General features: G+C 52.7%; 13 protein-coding genes. 5 read left to right on the plus strand and 8 right to left on the minus strand.

The genetic code is table 11. From position 1 onward, the window contains the following. Positions 1-437: 437 nt before the first annotated feature. From KOR42_RS20120 to KOR42_RS20135, 4 genes are all read left to right on the plus strand, one after another. The gene (locus tag KOR42_RS20120) at positions 438-1,340 is read left to right on the plus strand and encodes a hypothetical protein (protein WP_146511634.1); all 903 of its coding nucleotides are present in this window, start codon (positions 438-440) and stop codon (positions 1,338-1,340) included. Positions 1,341-1,498: 158 nt separating this feature from the next. Continuing rightward, positions 1,499-3,442: an SHD1 domain-containing protein gene (locus tag KOR42_RS20125; RefSeq protein ID WP_231741025.1), complete on the plus strand. Its 1,944-nt coding sequence runs from the start codon at positions 1,499-1,501 to the stop codon at positions 3,440-3,442. A gap of 224 nt (positions 3,443-3,666) precedes the next feature. Further along, positions 3,667-4,398, plus strand: coding sequence for a ribonuclease PH (gene rph, locus KOR42_RS20130; RefSeq protein ID WP_146511636.1), 732 nt, complete (start codon positions 3,667-3,669; stop codon positions 4,396-4,398). A 270-nt stretch (positions 4,399-4,668) separates the two neighbouring features. After that, positions 4,669-5,730: a hypothetical protein gene (locus tag KOR42_RS20135; protein WP_146511637.1), complete on the plus strand. Its 1,062-nt coding sequence runs from the start codon at positions 4,669-4,671 to the stop codon at positions 5,728-5,730. A 68-nt stretch (positions 5,731-5,798) separates the two neighbouring features. Here the strand turns inward: KOR42_RS20135 and KOR42_RS20140 are convergent, their stop codons facing one another. Further along, positions 5,799-6,809, minus strand: a complete 1,011-nt coding sequence (locus KOR42_RS20140) for a S1C family serine protease (protein WP_146511638.1) — start codon at positions 6,807-6,809, stop codon at positions 5,799-5,801. A gap of 269 nt (positions 6,810-7,078) precedes the next feature. On the opposite strand from KOR42_RS20140, the gene KOR42_RS20145 reads away from it, so the two are divergent. After that, positions 7,079-10,228, plus strand: coding sequence for a fused MFS/spermidine synthase (locus tag KOR42_RS20145; RefSeq protein WP_197441381.1), 3,150 nt, complete (start codon positions 7,079-7,081; stop codon positions 10,226-10,228). A gap of 132 nt (positions 10,229-10,360) precedes the next feature. Here KOR42_RS20145 and KOR42_RS20150 read toward each other — a convergent pair whose 3' ends face one another. The 7 genes from KOR42_RS20150 to KOR42_RS20180 all read right to left on the minus strand — a co-directional run bounded on the left by KOR42_RS20150 (position 10,361) and on the right by KOR42_RS20180 (position 17,212). Beyond that, on the minus strand, positions 10,361-11,896 hold the full coding sequence (locus tag KOR42_RS20150; protein ID WP_146511640.1) for an inverse autotransporter beta domain-containing protein: 1,536 nt from the start codon (positions 11,894-11,896) through the stop codon (positions 10,361-10,363). Between the two features lie 270 nt (positions 11,897-12,166). Next, positions 12,167-13,918: a phosphoenolpyruvate--protein phosphotransferase gene (ptsP, locus tag KOR42_RS20155; RefSeq protein WP_146511641.1), complete on the minus strand. Its 1,752-nt coding sequence runs from the start codon at positions 13,916-13,918 to the stop codon at positions 12,167-12,169. 83 nt (positions 13,919-14,001) lie between these two features. Next, positions 14,002-14,286 carry an HPr family phosphocarrier protein gene (locus tag KOR42_RS20160; protein ID WP_146511642.1) on the minus strand — a complete coding sequence of 95 codons (285 nt, stop codon included), beginning with the start codon at positions 14,284-14,286 and terminating at the stop codon, positions 14,002-14,004. A 153-nt stretch (positions 14,287-14,439) separates the two neighbouring features. Beyond that, positions 14,440-14,910, minus strand: coding sequence for a PTS sugar transporter subunit IIA (locus KOR42_RS20165; protein ID WP_146511643.1), 471 nt, complete (start codon positions 14,908-14,910; stop codon positions 14,440-14,442). A 124-nt stretch (positions 14,911-15,034) separates the two neighbouring features. Further along, a complete protein-coding gene (gene hpf / locus KOR42_RS20170) occupies positions 15,035-15,397 on the minus strand; it encodes a ribosome hibernation-promoting factor, HPF/YfiA family (RefSeq protein WP_146511644.1) in 363 nt (120 codons plus the stop codon). Between the two features lie 424 nt (positions 15,398-15,821). Further along, entirely contained in the window at positions 15,822-16,319 is a 498-nt protein-coding gene (locus KOR42_RS20175) for a hypothetical protein (protein WP_146511645.1), read from the minus strand. A gap of 110 nt (positions 16,320-16,429) precedes the next feature. After that, positions 16,430-17,212 carry an SDR family NAD(P)-dependent oxidoreductase gene (locus KOR42_RS20180; protein WP_146511646.1) on the minus strand — a complete coding sequence of 261 codons (783 nt, stop codon included), beginning with the start codon at positions 17,210-17,212 and terminating at the stop codon, positions 16,430-16,432. Positions 17,213-17,236 lie beyond the last annotated feature (24 nt).

Raw genomic sequence — 17,236 nt, forward strand, 5'->3', positions numbered from 1 at the left:
CAAATCGAGCGAAGCCATGATCTATGTGGCTTCCATTGGTCGCATGCTCCGCCGCTTAGCTCCTTCACCCAACCAAGCTCCGTTCAAATACCGACTTACAGCATGAAGAGGATTCCGGATAGGCTCTCAGTGTACTTCAGGATAGGGATCGGGATACTGCGCAGATGCCTCAGACGCCCACAACCCGACAACTAGCAAGAGAGAGAGAGAGAACTTACCCATCGTGTGACTCCAAAGATAAAGGATGACTGCCCACACACGGAAAAGTGATACCACATCTGAATCACATAAGCAAATCTACAATCGAAGAAATATTCGATTTAGTTCCAGACTTACTCAAGCTCGTTCACAGAATGTTAATTACCATTTCTGCTGCCATGACACCCTTTCATTCAACGCCCCGGTTCGGTGACCAATTTCTTACAAGGATTCCATGAATGCGATGTTCGCTCTTGATCGTCGGCGCTGCTGCAGTGCTGCTGATGTGCGTTGGTCCAAACCATGCTGCTGATGAGTCCTTGACGGTTTCGTCTCCCCCGGCGGAGATGGAACTTGATCCGTTTTATGGGAAGTATCTGAGTGCGAATGGATATCCGATCGTCAGCTCGGAAAGCGTGAGTGACTATGCATTGAAGGAAGCGGGGTATCTCGTGAATCAGATGCTTGCGCATCGGCCTGATGTTAAAGAGGCGATGATCGACGGAGGATCGCGATTGATCATTATGGCTCATGACGAGCTGACGACCGATGTTCCTGAACATTCGCACTTAAAACCGAAAGACTTTTGGGATGCGCGAGCCCGCGGTTTGGGAGGGTCGAGAACTGATCCGGTTTGTTCATGCGGTGAGGAGAACCTGCTCGCCTTCAAAGGAGATCCTTATTCGACCGAATGTATTCTGATCCATGAGTTCGCGCACAACATTCACTTGCGAGGCTTGGTCGAGATCGATCCGACATTTGATGAACGACTCAAGCAGACTTACCAGCAAGCCATGGACGCTGGGCTTTGGAAAGGCAAATATGCCTCGACCAATCATGCTGAGTATTTCGCGGAAGGTGCGCAGTCGTGGTTCGGCAACAACCGCGAGAATGATCACGATCACAACCACGTCAACACGCGCGAAGAACTGATCGAATACGATCCCGATCTGGCAGCCCTGTGCGAAGAAGTGTTTGGGGAAACCGAACTCGTCTACACAAAACCAGCCACTCGACTCTTCGGTCACCTTGAGGGTTACGATCCGGAAACTGCTCCCCAATTTGTCTGGCCCGATCGTCTCAACGACGTGAAGAAAAAAATCCGCGCCGACGCCGAGAATCGGGGCAAGACCTCGAAATAGAGAGGTCTCGCAAGAGTCCGCACGACCCGGCCGACGACGAGATTTCCAGCTGCAAGTTCAGCATTCTGAGAGACCGCGCTTGACGCGTGCCTCGTGAGAACTTACAAACGAAAGTCATCAATGCGTTTATCTACGATCAACTCATCTCAGGATTTCCCATGCTTGGCTCCATTCAACAGATGATGAACGACCTGACGTTCCGACTCGCCTTGGTCCCCCTGGTTGTGCTTGGGATGACCGCCCTGGCGGCTGCCGAGGAGATTCGAACATGGCAAGATGCAACCGGCCGCTTCAAGATCGAGGCCAAATACGTCAGCACCGAGGGTGATACCGTCAAGCTGGAACGAGCTGACGGAAAGAGCATTGAGATCCCGATTTCCAAGCTGAGCAAAGAGGATCAGGACTATCTGGACGACTTGAAGAACAACCCGTTCAAAGTTGCTGAAGACGACAACCCATTCATGGTCAAGGAAGATCAACCCGGTCAGGCGGCGCCGACTCCAAGCCGATCCGGAGGGGCACGCTCCGGATCGGTTGAAGTGACGGTTGACTGGGATCAGTCCGAACATATTGATGTCGGCCTCGCTGGCGATGGATGGGACTTCACCGTCGAAGGCGATCAGGAGTTGGACTTCATCCCCAAGAATGTCGGCCTCCCGACTCGGAAGGAATTTTTCGAAGGGATGAAAGGAATCGCCATCAACACTGTCGCACGGAAGGCGGTGGTCGGCTTTGTCGCGGATCCTCCAGGCGGAAAAAATGACGCTGTCACGCGACTGGTCGTCTGTGATTTACAATCGGGTCGAAGCACGGGCGAAGTGACCCAGCCGGGGAATTTCGTTCCATTGGCCCTTCACGACGATGGAGCCACTCTTCTGATGCGAACGACGAAGTTCGGGTTCGGAAACAGCAGTGAACTCCAAGTGTGGAGAATTCAGGGTCGGTCGATCAACGTCGAACGAGTCATGACCCCGCACCAGGATGACTGGAAGAGTAACAACGATCTCAACTGGGCAGCGTTCATCGATCGCAACACGTTTGTAACGAAAAGCTCGGGAGGCATCGTCGCTTTCTGGGACATGGACACGTTCCAACCGATCTGTGATTTCAAAGTCGATGGCGGCTCCCGTCCTGCATTGTCCATCGATCGCAAAACTCTTGCTTTCTCAACCGGTAAAAAGATCGGTCTCTTTGACACTCAAAGCCGGGAGGTCATTTGCCTGCAAAGCACTCCTCGAAAACTCCAGTGGCCCAACCTTGCGTTTAGCCCTTCGGGAAAACAACTCGGCTGTATCGCCTTTAATTCCATTCTCATCTGGAACACAGAAACGGGTGAGTTGTACCGAGACTTCGAAACTCCCGGTCTGAACATCAACGGCAAGCTTGAGTTCTCCGACGAAGACTTTGTGCTCGCGGGCGGACGTTATCTCATCGAGTTGGAAAACATGATCAAGCTCTGGGATTACGAAGGAGCTGGTTCCGTGAATGCCATTGGCGGTGTGACATTTTTCGCAGTAAATCCGCATAAAAAAGGCGGAGCACTCATGCCAACGCTGGTTCCGCATGATGCCGCTCTCGATGCACTCGATGCTGCATTGAATGAACCGGACTTGTTCATTTTCAGGAAAGGCTCTTCGGTTCGACTCGACCTCAATGGAATTTCCGGACAGCATCGAGCAGAGGTGGAAGCCGATCTCCGGAAGAAACTTTCAGACCTCGACGTTCAAGTCACCGACTCGGCCCCGGTGACCATCAAGTGCACTGTGACGGGACCGAATTCGAAGAAGATGACGTACACCCGGTTCGGCACTTATGACGTTCAGATTTACAACACCAAAATTGAATTTCTGTACGAAGGCAAAGTTGCCTGGCAGTCATCAGGAACAAACATTCCCCACTTCGTCCGTATCGGAGCGGATGAAAATCTCGGGGACGTCCTTCGCAAGAAGTCTCAGCAAGCGGACTACAGCTTCTATAAGAATATTGTCCTGCCGCGTTTCCTCCAAAAGCCAAATGATGGAAATCAGCAGAACAACCGAGCCAGGCAAACGATCGGAAACTCGAAAGTGGTTCCGGTCGCCAGCAATCGCTCGCGTCGATGATTCAGCGATTCGACTTTTGATTTCCGCGCTCCTTTCGGTGCAGCGAGAAGGTTTCTACACTCCTCGACTCTGCGGCGTTTGGGAAACAGCTTTTGCGATCATGTTCACGGAGTCAGTTGATTTATTGAAGCGGTCCATCGCTTCGAAAGAGTCAGCGACTCCTTTGAGCAAAAAACGGAAAGCTGCTCTCGAATCACACCAAACTGCGAATCGAATGAGTAGCCATGTCACGTCATGATGGGCGTCAGCCCAATGAACTCCGCCCTGTTCAAATTGAACGACCTTATTTCGGATCAGCACCGGGGAGAGTCCTGATCAGTGCCGGTCGAACCACGATTCTCTGCACAGCCAGCCTGAGTGAAGATCTCCCGCCGTGGAAGCTCAAGAGCGAGAATCCCACGGGATGGGTTTCTGCAGAATACAACATGCTGCCGGGAAGTACGGCTCCGCGAAAATCACGACGAACCGATGGACGCGGGACCGAAATTCAGCGATTAATCGGTCGCAGCTTACGGGCCGTCATCGACTTTCAGACACTTGGTCCACGCATGATCACCGTTGATTGCGATGTCATTCAAGCCGATGGCGGAACGCGAACGCTGAGCATCACAGGGGGCTTTATCGCGTTTGTTGATGCTGTTCGAAGCGTTGAGGATCCCACATTCGATCCCAGTGCGGTCTTTCTCAACTCAGTCGCCGCTGTGAGTGTTGGTGTCGTTAATGACGTCCCCGTTCTCGATCTTGACTACCCGGAAGACAGCACAGCGCAGGTTGACATGAACGCGGTCATGACCGGAGACGGGAATATTATTGAGATTCAGGGCACCGCTGAACGATCCGTTTTTTCGCGCGACCAGCTCAATCAACAACTCGATCTCGCCGCCGCAGGAATTCAGGAATTGACACGTATCCAGCAGACCGCATTGGGCGATGACTGGCCAATCGCTGATCGTTAAGACGCGACGACTTTCTGCCTGGCATCGTGTTCCTCCCGCAGCCCAAACGCCGTTTTTTCAGGAATTCGCCCGTGAATTCAGACATTGAACGTCGTCAAAGACCCGTCTGGACACAACTTTCCATAGCTGATAGAAATCTGAAGTCGAATTGGTAGTTTTCTGCAGAAACGAGAAAATCATGTGCTGACTGGATGTCAGACAGACTTTCTTGGCAGAAACTTCGGCGTTCTCTCTTTCCAGTCAACTCCAGATCAGCACACGGAGGGTGTTATGGTCGCGAGATTGTTTCTGTCTCTGATGACATTGGCATTTTGCACGTCCATTTTGGGTTCATCTGCGAACGGCGCAACTATCGAAGCCGATCCCGGCAAAAAGTATGAGCTGACGAAAAATCGCGGCCCGTGGATGATCAGCGTCGCAACCTTTCACTCAGCGTCTCCGGACGGCGTCACACGCAAAGGGAAGTCTCCCGAAGAAGCCGCACATGAATTGATCATTGAACTGCGTGAACTCGGCATGCCCGCCTACATGTATGTTCATGAGCCAGACCAACAGCGAGTTTCCGTCAAAGACGTGCTCGGCCGCGAAGAATACAAGAAAAACCTGAGACGAGTTCGGTCAGTTCTCGTCATCGCTGGTAACTACGATGACATCGACGACAAACTCGCGCAGGACTCATTGAAGTGGATCAAAAAACTCAATCCGGAATGTCTTCAGACCGGAGTCGTCTTTCAGGCGACCGAGGCGCGTCCGACTCCGTTGAGCGGCGCCTTTCTGACGATCAATCCGCTTCTCTCCCCTGAAGAAGTTCAGCAGAACCGGCAAGACCCTTTGCTTGTCCGTCTGAACAGTGGACAGGAGTATTCGCTCTACGAGAATCCCGGTGAGTACACACTCGTCGTGAAACGCTTCCTTGGAAAAAGCCAGACTGTCAAACCGGGCGACAAACTTCCGTCGATCACTCAATTCCTCAAGGACAATGACCTCGATGACGCCGGTGAGGCTGCTCAAGAACTCGTCACAATTCTCCGTGGTCGTTATGACGAAGGATTGAACAACTCTCCCGGGATCTTTAATGAGGTCGAAGCTTACGTCTGGCACGACCGACACGAGTCATTTGTCACCGTCGGCTCGTTTAGTTCTCCTAATGACGGAGCGATTAAGAAGTACATGGAAGCATTCAGCCCTCGTCTTGTGACGTTTGAAAATGGAAGCCAGAACTTCCAACCGGTCCATCTTTCGATTGCTGGATTCGGAAAAGGTCGCAACGAAACTCGCTTGTTCGTTTTCGATCCTGAGCCACAGCTCATTCGCGTTCCGAAAAAGCGATAGGCCGAACAACGAAACAATTGTCTCGTAAAGAAAGTTCCTCGTTCCGAATGGGACGAGGAACTTTTTGTTTAGTCGATGATCAACGGGAGCGTCATGATCTCTTCGTCTCTGATCAGTCGAACTTCGAGCTCCTCCTTGGAAGTCACCTGCACCAGAATTCGATGGATGTCGTCAATGTTTTCGGTAATTCGATCATTGATCGACACAATCCAGTCTCCGCGCTGAATGCCAGCCCGTCCAGCTGCTCCACTTGCGTCGAAGTCGACAACTTCAACAACCGAAGGCGAGAGAAGATCGAACTCCCGAACCATCGAGCGAGGGAGATGCCGAACGGTTGCCGTCACGCCAAGCTGTCGACGTCGCACTTCTCCGTGTTGAAGCAGTTCTCCAATCACCCACTGGACGGTCGCACTTGGAACTGCGAATCCCAAGCCCTGAGCGTTCTGAACAATCGCTGTGTTCACACCAACTACCCGTCCGCGCGAATCGACCAGTGGACCACCACTGTTCCCGGGATTGATCGGCGCTGCATGTTGGACGATATTTTCGATCAGGCGTCCGTCGCTGCCTCGCATGTTCCGTCCCAAAGCACTGACGACACCAGTCGAGACAGTCGTACGAAGTCCCAACGGGCTGCCGATGGCAATGACGAGTTGTCCCACCTTGAGAGCCTCCGAATCGCCGATCGCTGCATACGGAAAGTCGCTCGACTCTAACCGAAGGAGAGCCAGGTCCGTCGCTGGATCATTTCCGACGAGAACCGCTTCGAGACGATCACCGTCGATCGTCTCCGCGACGAGCTTCTGAATTCCATCGACGACGTGACTATTCGTCACAGCATAACCGTCTGGAGTAATCAAGAAGCCCGATCCGTTTCCGTGCTGTCCGTTGCGGTGTTGTCCCCAAAGGCTCACTACAGCTGGGGAAACTTGATCAACGACACCCACGACAGCTGATGAGTAAGCGTCTAGGACGTCGGAATTTTCAACGGGCGCAGTGTTCGGCGAAGGCCCCGAATTTCCTTGCGGTTGCCCGTCAGACGAAACCGTCCTCAACAAGTATTGATCTAACCAGTTCATCGTTTTTTCTCCTGCTTGAGACTGCACCAATCCTATGCACGAGAACAGTGAGGTCCAGCCTTGCCCAGCCGGGCCAAATGTTGAATGACCGCTCACACGACTCCGGATCGCTCAAACTCAGCTCAACGTAACCCACACTTAACATGATCTTTACATTGAGTCCCTTCTGGTCGCAGATTCACTTGAGTAGACTGTTTTGCTGTTGGCAATCAGAAGGGATTGCTTTCGTCGCCACTTGCTCGCACACTCGAAACGGTCCCCTGACTATCGTGAGACCCGTCGCCAAAGAAGCTGTTGTTCCGTCGTTCGTTGTGGCGACGTTGCTCACGTGTTCAGGAGCCTGTGCCCTCATATTTCAAGTCGTGTGGATTCGCGAACTTCGACTGATTTTCGGCGCGACGACATCTGCCTCAGCTGCGGTTCTGGCCATCTTCATGGGAGGCCTCGGTCTCGGAAACTTTCTGCTCGGCCGCCGAATCGATCGCAACCCGGCTCCGCTCAGAGTCTATGGAAAACTTGAAGCAGGCATCGCCTTCTCAGCGGCCATCAGTCCCCTTCTTGTTGAATTATCACGTGCGATTTACCTCGGTCTCGGTGGACAGGCGACGCTTGGATTTCCGACCGCAACCGGACTCCGGCTTCTGTTCTCCGCCCTGATCCTTGGTGTTCCAACCATTTTAATGGGAGGAACACTGCCCGCCGCAGCGAAAGCAGTCTCGTCGACGAAAGATCCCTACCGACGCGGAGTCGCACTCGTCTACGGAATGAACACGCTCGGTGCAGTCCTCGGTGCTGGGATCGCAAACTTTTATCTTCTCGAAGCATGGGGCGGGCGATGGACTCTCTGGAGTGCCTGCGGCCTCAATGCCGGACTCGCCTGTATCGCTCTGCTCCTTTCCGCTCGATATTCACGAACTCCTGTCGATGAACACGCACAGGAAGCCTCCAGTAATGACGACGCCCCAGCTGAAACGAAGACGTCGAGCCAATTCCTCACAGTGTGCCTCACGTCTGGTTTCGTCGGCTTTGTTTTCTTTCTAATGGAATTGGTCTGGTACAGAATGCTCGGTCCACTGCTGGGCGGAACGACCTATACCTTCGGACTCATTCTCTGCCTGGCACTTCTGGGAATTGGAATCGGGGGCGCGGCCTATTCTCTTCTGGCACGTTGGATCAGGCCCACACATCGACTGCTGGCTTTAACGTGTGCTCTCGAAGCCTTCTTGATTGCACTGCCGTTCTTTTACGGAGATCGCGTCGCCCTCTGGGTACTTGAACAACAGCGACAGGGAATCGATTCCTTCGGTGAGCAAGTCTGGAACTGGTTTCAAATCGGCGGGTTTGTCATTCTTCCCCCAGCGATCATTTCAGGGTTTCAGTTCCCTGTTCTCATAGCGGTCGCCGGGACAGGTCGAGAGAACGTCGGACGACAGGTTGGACTGACCTTTGCCGCGAACACATTGGGAGCCATTTGCGGCTCACTGGCAGGCGGCTTTCTGCTGCTTCCCCTACTCTCAGCTCCCGGACTATGGATCGTCTGCATTTGGATTCTTATCGGATTGACCTGTCTACTCGCACTGGCCGGTCGACGCGAGGAAGGAGTCTGGCTCAGTCCCGCCGTTGTCACGTCATTACTTGCCGGCTGCGCGATTTTGTTCATCGGGCCAACTGCCGTGTGGAGACATTCCGGAATTGGGGCAGGCCGAGCCGAACTGATCGGCACCGGACAAAACGCAGAACAGCGTTTCATCAACGAAAAGCGTCGACAAACACTCTGGGAGGGAGAAGGACTCGAATCGAGTGTGGCTGTCACTGCGACTGACAGTCTCGCCTTCCTCGTGAACGGAAAGAGCGATGGAAACGCCTACGGAGACGCAGGGACACAGATCGGACTTGGACTCATCGGGCCACTTCTGCACCCTGACCCGCAGCGAGGACTGGTGATTGGTCTGGGAACCGGCGAGTCGGCGGGATGGCTGGCAGACTGCCGCAACATGGAATCCGTTGACGTCATCGAGCTCGAGCCAATCATCATGTTCATGGCAGAACTCTGCACGCCGATGAATCGTGACGTCCTCAACAACCCGAAAGTCCACATCGAATTCAACGATGCTCGCGAGTTCCTTCTGACAACTCCCAACGAGTACGATCTCATCGTCTCGGAACCTTCGAATCCCTATCGTGCGGGCATTGCAAATCTGTACACGCAAGAATTCTACGAAGCTGCTGCTGCCCGATTATCAAGTGATGGCCTGTTTCTTCAGTGGCTGCAAGGCTACGAAGTCGATCCACGTACAGTGAAGTCTGTACTGACAACGCTGCGATCGGTCTTTCCCGCGACACAAATCTGGCGAACGAAATCGCGAGATCTCGTTCTCGTCTGCGGTCGATCGAAGGACAGCCTTTCGTTTCAACGGGATGAACTCGTCGCACGTCTTCAAGACTCAACGCTCTCGGAGGGGCTTCAAAAGGCCTGGCGAGTGACAGACCTGGAAGGCGTCCTCGCTCACTATGTCGGCGGAGACGAAGCGATTGACACCTTTCTCGACGGAAGCGATCAACTTCTCAACACAGACGATCGCAATCTCCTCGAATATGCGTTCGCGCTGACCGTTGGAAAGTCGACGCGATTTTCGATCCATGAACTGCAACAACTTGCTGACCGTTCCGACAATCCATTTCCAATTTCCATTGACGACGAGCAGAAGGAAGCGATCGCTCGCCGTCGCCTCGCGATGCTGCTTCATCTCGGCGGCGAGATTCCAGCCAACGAAGCTCCTCAATCGGTCGATCCTGATCGAGTTGCCGCCTACCGAGCGTATCTCGATGAGAAATACGAGGAAGCTGCGAAGCACTTTGGTCAATCTGAACCGGACTTGTCTTGTCCGATCGACACTCTTGTCTTCGCCCACACGATGGCTGAAACCGGTCGACCAATTGACGAGGAGATTCTGGCAACGGTTCGCGCCCAGAACGAAACCGAAGCAGCTGCAATTGAAGCGATCTCAGCGTGGCATCGAGGTGAGCAAGACGCATCGATCAAACATATGGTCACAGCATTCGAGAAACTTCGTCAGAACCCTTGGGGAAGTTGGTACCTGTTCGATTCCCTGATTCGCCTGTCAGGACGAGCCGGGCAAGTAAGCCCAACAGCTGCGGAAGCGATCTTTGATGAACTCGAAGATCCGTTTTCGATGTTCCGTCTCGAAGACAAACGACTTCTTTTGCGCTATCTCGCTTCAGAATCACTCTCGCCGGACAAAACTGTTATCGCTTTGGAAGCACTGGAGCCGAACGTTCCCTGGATTGGTTGGCTGCTGGAGAACCGAGCGCGAGTTTACGAGTCAGTCGACCATCCACTTTCTCGAACCGCCGCGAGTGATCTTCAGTTGTTCCAATACTCGGAACCGCCCAAATAGATAGATCGTCGATGATCGCAAAGTGACCGTTCAACGTGTCCGGATCAACTCGCGAAAACCAGCAATGGCTTCTCAGAGAACTGCTTGAACGCAAGCGTCACGAAGAGAGACTCAACCTCTTCCGCTGCCAACTTAATAGATCTGGCGTCTTGGCAAGTCCGCAAATCGGCGGCGTATCGGATCGGGCAGCGGCTGATTAGCTTTTGGCGAGAGCGGAATTCGAATTCTCGCGAATCCCCAGAACTGTGTGTCACGAAGTTTGTCGTATGAAAGTTCAACGCCAGCTTCGAACCGCGACTGATTCCCGAGCCATGGAAGGGCATAGCATCGATACTCTAACCGGGACTTCGGTCCTGTGATCGAACTGAAACCCGATGCGGAATTCCCAAGATGGTAGATTCCGTTGAACCAGCGAAGTTCCCGGCTGTCCAGCCATCCCCAATGAAGAAGCCGGCAGCCATATTCGATTTCGAAACCTCGATACGCCCGTTCCTGAAAATTGTGAGTGAAAACCGTTCCGTTCGAAAATCCGCTCCGACGATCTGCTGATTCACCGCCTTGATTCGGGAAGTAAGCGGTGATTCGAAAATCGCGTTCGAGTGTGATCACTTCAATCCCGGTCGTGAATTGATTGAAGCTGTTATCATCGGTTGTATTCATGTGATCGAAGTATCCGTAGACACCCCAGATCCAATCGTCCTCATCGATGAAACGGTATCCCAATCCGAACATTCCAGTGCTGGCGTCTTCACTGTCGAACTGAGCCCGCAAGTCTGAAAAAATGAGGCTGTCGTTGGTTTCCCAAAGAGGAAGCATCCCGCGAATCTCCGTCACGGTTCTTTCCGATCCCGGCATGATCATCAGATCAATGAACGGAGCAAGATCACTCGTTCCGAGGCAGTTTTGACACTCATCTGCAAATGATCCCGGGCAGCACTCGTCTCCCATCCAACTCTGATTCAACTCTGGAGAGGCTGCTTGTGGTGGAGCCGAGTCCATCGCAAGGAACGGATCCGGGTCCGGAAACAGTTCCGGTCCAGCCTGTGATGGCTGTGGGTCGAGCATCGGCGAAGACGGTATTGGTGAAGACGGCGAGGGCGAAGAAGTTGGAGCAGGAACCGGAGCCAAATCAGGCAGTTCGACTTCCGGAGGAACCGGGACGTTCAAATTCGCCGGGTCAGGTTGAGAGTCGGGATGTGGTTCAATCGCCGGACTCGGATCGGACGAGATGAATGCTTCTGCCACAACGGGAGGTTGCGAAGGAATTTCAACGAGTTTCGGCGTCGGGGTCGCAGGCACCAACTGTTCAGATTCACTCTCCCCGGCTGTCTGCAAGACCTGTTGAGGTTCAGGAAACTGAGCGGGTCGAGCGTTCTTCCGACGAGCGTTCTGTTCTCGAACAAGCTGTTCCAGATCCAGAATCTCGGGAAGGCTTTCGTGCTTCGGAATTGGCCGACATGGCGGAGGAAAATCTCCCTTCACGAACCCTAAGAATCGAGGAGGAGGCGGAGCATCGCTCTCGACAAATCCCAGAAACTTCGGCGGAGCAGGCTGTTCGGAATCAACATATCCAATGAAACGAGGAGGCGGAGGCGCATCACTTTCCGCGAACGCACTGAGTGCGAAACAGAATTGGGCAGAGAGTATGAGTCCACAAACAAGACGCATTCGAGAGAACCATCCATTAACCAGTTTGTGGACTGTACTACTCCCTTCCAGCGGTTGAGGTCAATCTGCCAAGAATGGGATGCCTCTTCATGAAGCGATCACAGGCACTTTTCGCCGTTTTCACTCAACTTCATGGTAACCAGTTCATGGCGGTCAGATCATTGGACCAGAGCCACTCGCAACAATCCCGTTCAGGAACTCACGCAGCCAAACACAGCGATCACCGCGATGAAAGATCCCGAGCTACGCAAACCCTTCATTAAGAACGACTTACGGCAAGTCACGATCCGGGAGAAATCGCTTGAGTTCTCCGCGTAAGAACGTCTCGATGTCACGCGCAAGGTCAAGCTGATAGCACTTTTGCGCCAACTCTTCGCATTCGGTGATGGAGATGTTTCTCACGAGTTGCTTGATGATCGGCACCGACTGAGGAGTCACGCTGAGATTCCGCAACCCCATGCCAAGCAGCAGCGGCACAAACATCGGATTCGAAGACATTTGACCACAAACTGCGACGGGCAACTTCGCATCGCGGGCAGCAAACAGAACCCTCCGCACAAGGAACAAGACTGACGGATCGCTGCCGTTGTAGTATTTGGCGACCATCGGATCAGACCGATCCGCTGCGAGGGTGTATTGAATCAAGTCGTTCGTGCCGATGGAGAAGAAATCGACTTCATGCGCAAACTCCTCGGCCATGATCGCGGCCGACGGAACCTCGACCATCATCCCGACCGGGATATGCGGATTGTGTTCGATCTTCTGCTCTTCAAGGTCTTCGCAGACGTCGCGAAACACCATTCTGGCCTGACGGAACTCTCCAATTGAAGAGATCAACGGGAACATCACTCGAGCGTTTCCGAACACGGCAGCACGCAAGATTGCACGCAATTGCGTCTTGAAGAGTTCAAGATACTCCAGACTGACACGAATACTTCGCAGCCCCAATTCCGGGTTGCTGACTTCATTGTAAACGTGTTTCATCGCGCCGGGAATTTTGTCAGCCCCGACGTCGAGGGTTCGAATGGTCACCGGGCGTTCCCCGAACGTGTCGATGACTTTCCGATACGCCTGATAATGATCTTCTTCGGAACGTTCGCCCATGGCTCCGAGGTACAGAAACTCGGTCCGGTATAACCCGATTCCATCAGCTCCGCGTTCTTTGCACTGAATGGCTTCTTCCGGGAATTCGATGTTCCCGCAAACCTCGATCGAAACTCCGTCGGTCGTGATCGCCTGACCGACACCGAGTTTGCGAAGTGCCTGAGACTTCGATTGGAACCGCTCTTTGATCAGCCGATATTTTTCAAGAGTTTTCTCATCAGGGCCGATGATGAGCCGCCCCTCGTTTCCGTCGAGGATGACGGTTTCCCCGCCTGAGATATCGGTGAGGAAGTCTCCGACCCCAACAATGGCCGGGATTTCGAGAGCCCCTGCGAGAATTGCAGTGTGGCTGGTACTGCCTCCTTTTTCAGTGGCGAAACCCTGAACGAATTTCCGATTCAGCCCGGCCGTCTCGCTGGGAGTCAGGTTGTATGCGAGCACGATCACTTCGGTCGTCAGGTGCGACAATTCTTCCCGCTGTTCTCCAAGCAGATGCCGGAGCAGGCTTCGTTCGAGATCGAAAATATCCGCAGCCCGCTCAGCGAGATACTGATCTCCGAGATGCTGGAGTTCCTTCGCATACCGTCTTAACACTTGAGACGAAGCATGTTCGGGAGACTCGTGATCTTCCCGAATCCTCCGTTCGATCTGCTCGATCAGCTTGGGATCTCTGACAAACTGTAGATGGGCCCCGAAGATCGAAGCATACTCTTTGCCGAGATGCTTGGCAGCAAGTGCCTCGTTGGCCGAGATTTCCTGAGCGACTTTTTCGAGTGCAGCGTGCAGGCGTTCCACCTCCACGTTGACAGCATCAATACTCACCGAATCCTTTGGAATTCGGAAGTCTTCAACCCCTAAGACAAATGCTGGTCCAATAGCGACACCGGGTGAAACAGCAATCCCATGTCTGACCTGCATTGAATTCCTCGAAACGGTATGTCATCACTCGCGATGGGCTCCACCAGCGCGTTGGATCCCCCATCGGATTTTCGCGACTCGATTTATGACGATGGTTCTTCGGGTTTTGAGAGCAATTCCTCAAGTTCGTTCAGCACTTGCTCTGCATCATCACCGGTTGCTTCCAGTTCCAGCATAGAATCAGGAACCGCGGCAAGTTGCACAAGATCAAACATTGAAGAAGCATCGGCAGTCTTGTCGCCATAGGTGATTCGAACCTGCCCCGAATGACGACTCACCAGAGCAATCACATTCGAGCATGCACGAATGTGAAGCCCCTGCGTAATTTTGAGTCGCACCGTTCGGCGGAGCACAATCGAACCATTCATGAGTCCTGAATAGACTTTCTTTTGGAGAAATCAGTGGCGACTCGATCCAACACAAGTTTTCAGTGATGGCAATTCACCTCACTGAAAACCGGGATGTCTCGAATGCCCTTCCCTTACCGCGAATCTCTCACAAGAGTTTAGAAATCGGAAATATTACACGAGGTTTTCGTCAGCTTCCTGCAACAGATCGACGACTTGCGACTGCGTGGTCGACTGCTTCAGGAAACTACAAAAGTCGTCTTTCTTCAAGTATCGAGTGATTGTTTCCAACCCGCGAAGGTGATCACCTGGTCGATCCGGGGGAGAAATCAGCAAGAACAGAATGTAGACAGCTTCCCCGTCGAGGCTTTCAAAGTCCAGTCCATCGTGACACAGTGCCACTGTTGCAATGATGGACTCAACAGAAGGATGCTTGGTATGTGGGACTGCAACCCCACGACCGATGCCGGTCGAACCGAGTTCTTCTCGTTTGAGAATCGCCGAAACGATCGCTTCTTCATCGACTTCGCGAATCTTGCCAGCTGTTTTGAGGCTGGCCACCATCTGTCGAATTGCGGATTCCTTCGATTCAGCTTTCAGCTCTGGAAGGATCGCTTCTGGAACGACAAACTCGTTGAGTTTCATGTGTCGCGGTTCCTGATCAATAAATCTCTAAATGAGTTGCTGCGGCGACGACTCGATTTGGACCGTCTACCCAAACAACATGAACATCTAACGCGTCGTTTCAACGACAAAATTCTGATGATGATTATTCTTCTTCATCATCGCTACCGACAACTTGATCAGAGACAACTTCATTCAGGGGCTTGTCTCGTCGATGATCTGTCAGCTTTCCTTTGTATTTTCGAATCTGTTGTTCCATTTTTGCCAGAACCTGGTCAAAGCATGGACCGACTTCGTCAGCACTTGTTTCGTGATGTGTGACAAAGTCGTGTTTGTGCTCGGCATCAACAAGCATTTCGACCCGAACCCGGTCTCCTTCGTAATCCAGCGTAACCTGAATTGCAGTCACACGTTCGAAGTAATGGAGCAACTTCTCCGCCTTGCGAGTAATGTAGTCGCGAAAATCCTCGCTAATTTCACCATGACGACACGTAATCGCGACTTGCACCGGGCAACCTCTTTCAACAAACAGCAGACGGTTTCGAACGAATGTGTTCAAATGACACGACGAATGGTCAAGACTCAAAACGCGATTTTAGTTCAACGTGGACGTGCGTCAATTCACTTCTCGAATTCGCTGGAGCAAGTTATTCACTCAACGATGTTTGTTGATCCGTTGACCGACGAAATTCCGAACGTTGTTTTCAACCGCATGCGATTCAGGATCGCTCTTTGAGTCATCAAGAATCCTTGAACCGAAGTATTGCGTTCGATTCCTGGAAGACAACTGCGAGTTCGCTTTCTGAAGTGGCACGATTCCTATGCATCATCGAAACTCCGACGATGCCTGTCCGTTCAAATCTCGGCTTCGCACTTGTTCTAAAGTAAACTCGCTTTGGCCTTGGCACGCACAGAGGCGAGTTGGCAATCCTTTAGTGTGCGTGACCGTGGTCGTGTGACACTTTCGCGGTCAGCGTCTTATCACCCGTTTTGATTTCAACCTGTCCGGTGATTTCTTCGATGTCGTCGACCGACTCCGGCAACGCTCCCTCAGCGGATGTGAATCGCGACGTTGTTCCTTCTGCTTCCCCATCGAGTGGATTCGCAGCGAGTTCGACAACAGTCACATCATCGCCTTCACCGAGGAGAAGACTTGCCGTTGCTTCTTCCAGGGGAACAGCAGTCGCTGCATCGTCTCCGAGAACATAGACCGAAACCAAACCGTCGGAGTAAACGATCTCGCCGTGATAGTCTCCGAATTCGAGAATGTGTCCACCATTGGGGCCTTCAGCATGATGATGATCGTGGACGGGATCTGTATTCACGACGTCATCCACGTCACCGAGTTCCCGATAGCCATCATCCGATCCGCATCCATGAATGGCGACGATCAACCCAAGAGCCAAAACGCCTGCGGAGTATCTACGCATCGACTTCTCCAAATAGAACAGAAATGCATGATTGAAAACGACAAGAATGAAAGCATTCAAGCAGTTTGATCAGCAATCCACAATTGAAACTGGATTCCTGGAGAGGAAGATTACTGTTTTCCTTCTGCTCGATTCGACCACCAGGGCAGACTGATTCCTCCATCCATGACAACAGTGCTTCCGGTCATGTAGTCACTCTCGCTGCTCATCATAAACGCAGCAAGCTTTCCAACTTCTTCAGGTTGCCCTAATCGCCCCCAGGGGATGTTCTTGGCACCACTCTCGAGTTGCTCTTCGGAGAAGAATTTTCTTTCGCCGGGTGTGTCAATCCAGCCCGGATGCACAATGTTGACACGAATTCGATGTTGCGCGAGCTCAATCGCAGCAGTTCGCCCCATCTGATCAATCGCGGCCTTAGCCATGTTGTACGCCATGGCTGTCGGAATCGGGATCGTCGCGTGCGGGGAACTGATCACGAGAATCGCCCCGCCCTTTCCTTGTCGAATCATTTGCAATGCGGAAGCACGAACGCCATAGAAAGCCCCCCACATTGAGACATCAATAGTGCGGCGGAATCCTTCCATATCCGCATCGACCATCAATTCTCGATCACTGTAGGCAGCGTTCGAGACAAAACCGTTCAACTCGCCCCACTGGTTGACGACTTCTTCGATGAGATTCTCGATTGCACTCTGCTCCGCGACGTCTCCCTGTAAGACGAGACACTCACGTCCCAGACCTCGAATTTCTTCCGCAAGGCTCTCCGCAGCATCAGAACTTGATCGATAATTGATCGCGACATCCGCGCCTGCACGAGCCAGTTCGAGCGCGCATCCTCTTCCGATCCCTTGAGACGCACCGGTAACGAGGATTTTTTGTTGACTCAAATCCATGGATCGCTTTCTGATTGACTTTTG

The organism is Thalassoglobus neptunius, assembly GCF_007859735.1.
Classification (GTDB): domain Bacteria; phylum Planctomycetota; class Planctomycetia; order Planctomycetales; family Planctomycetaceae; genus Thalassoglobus; species Thalassoglobus neptunius.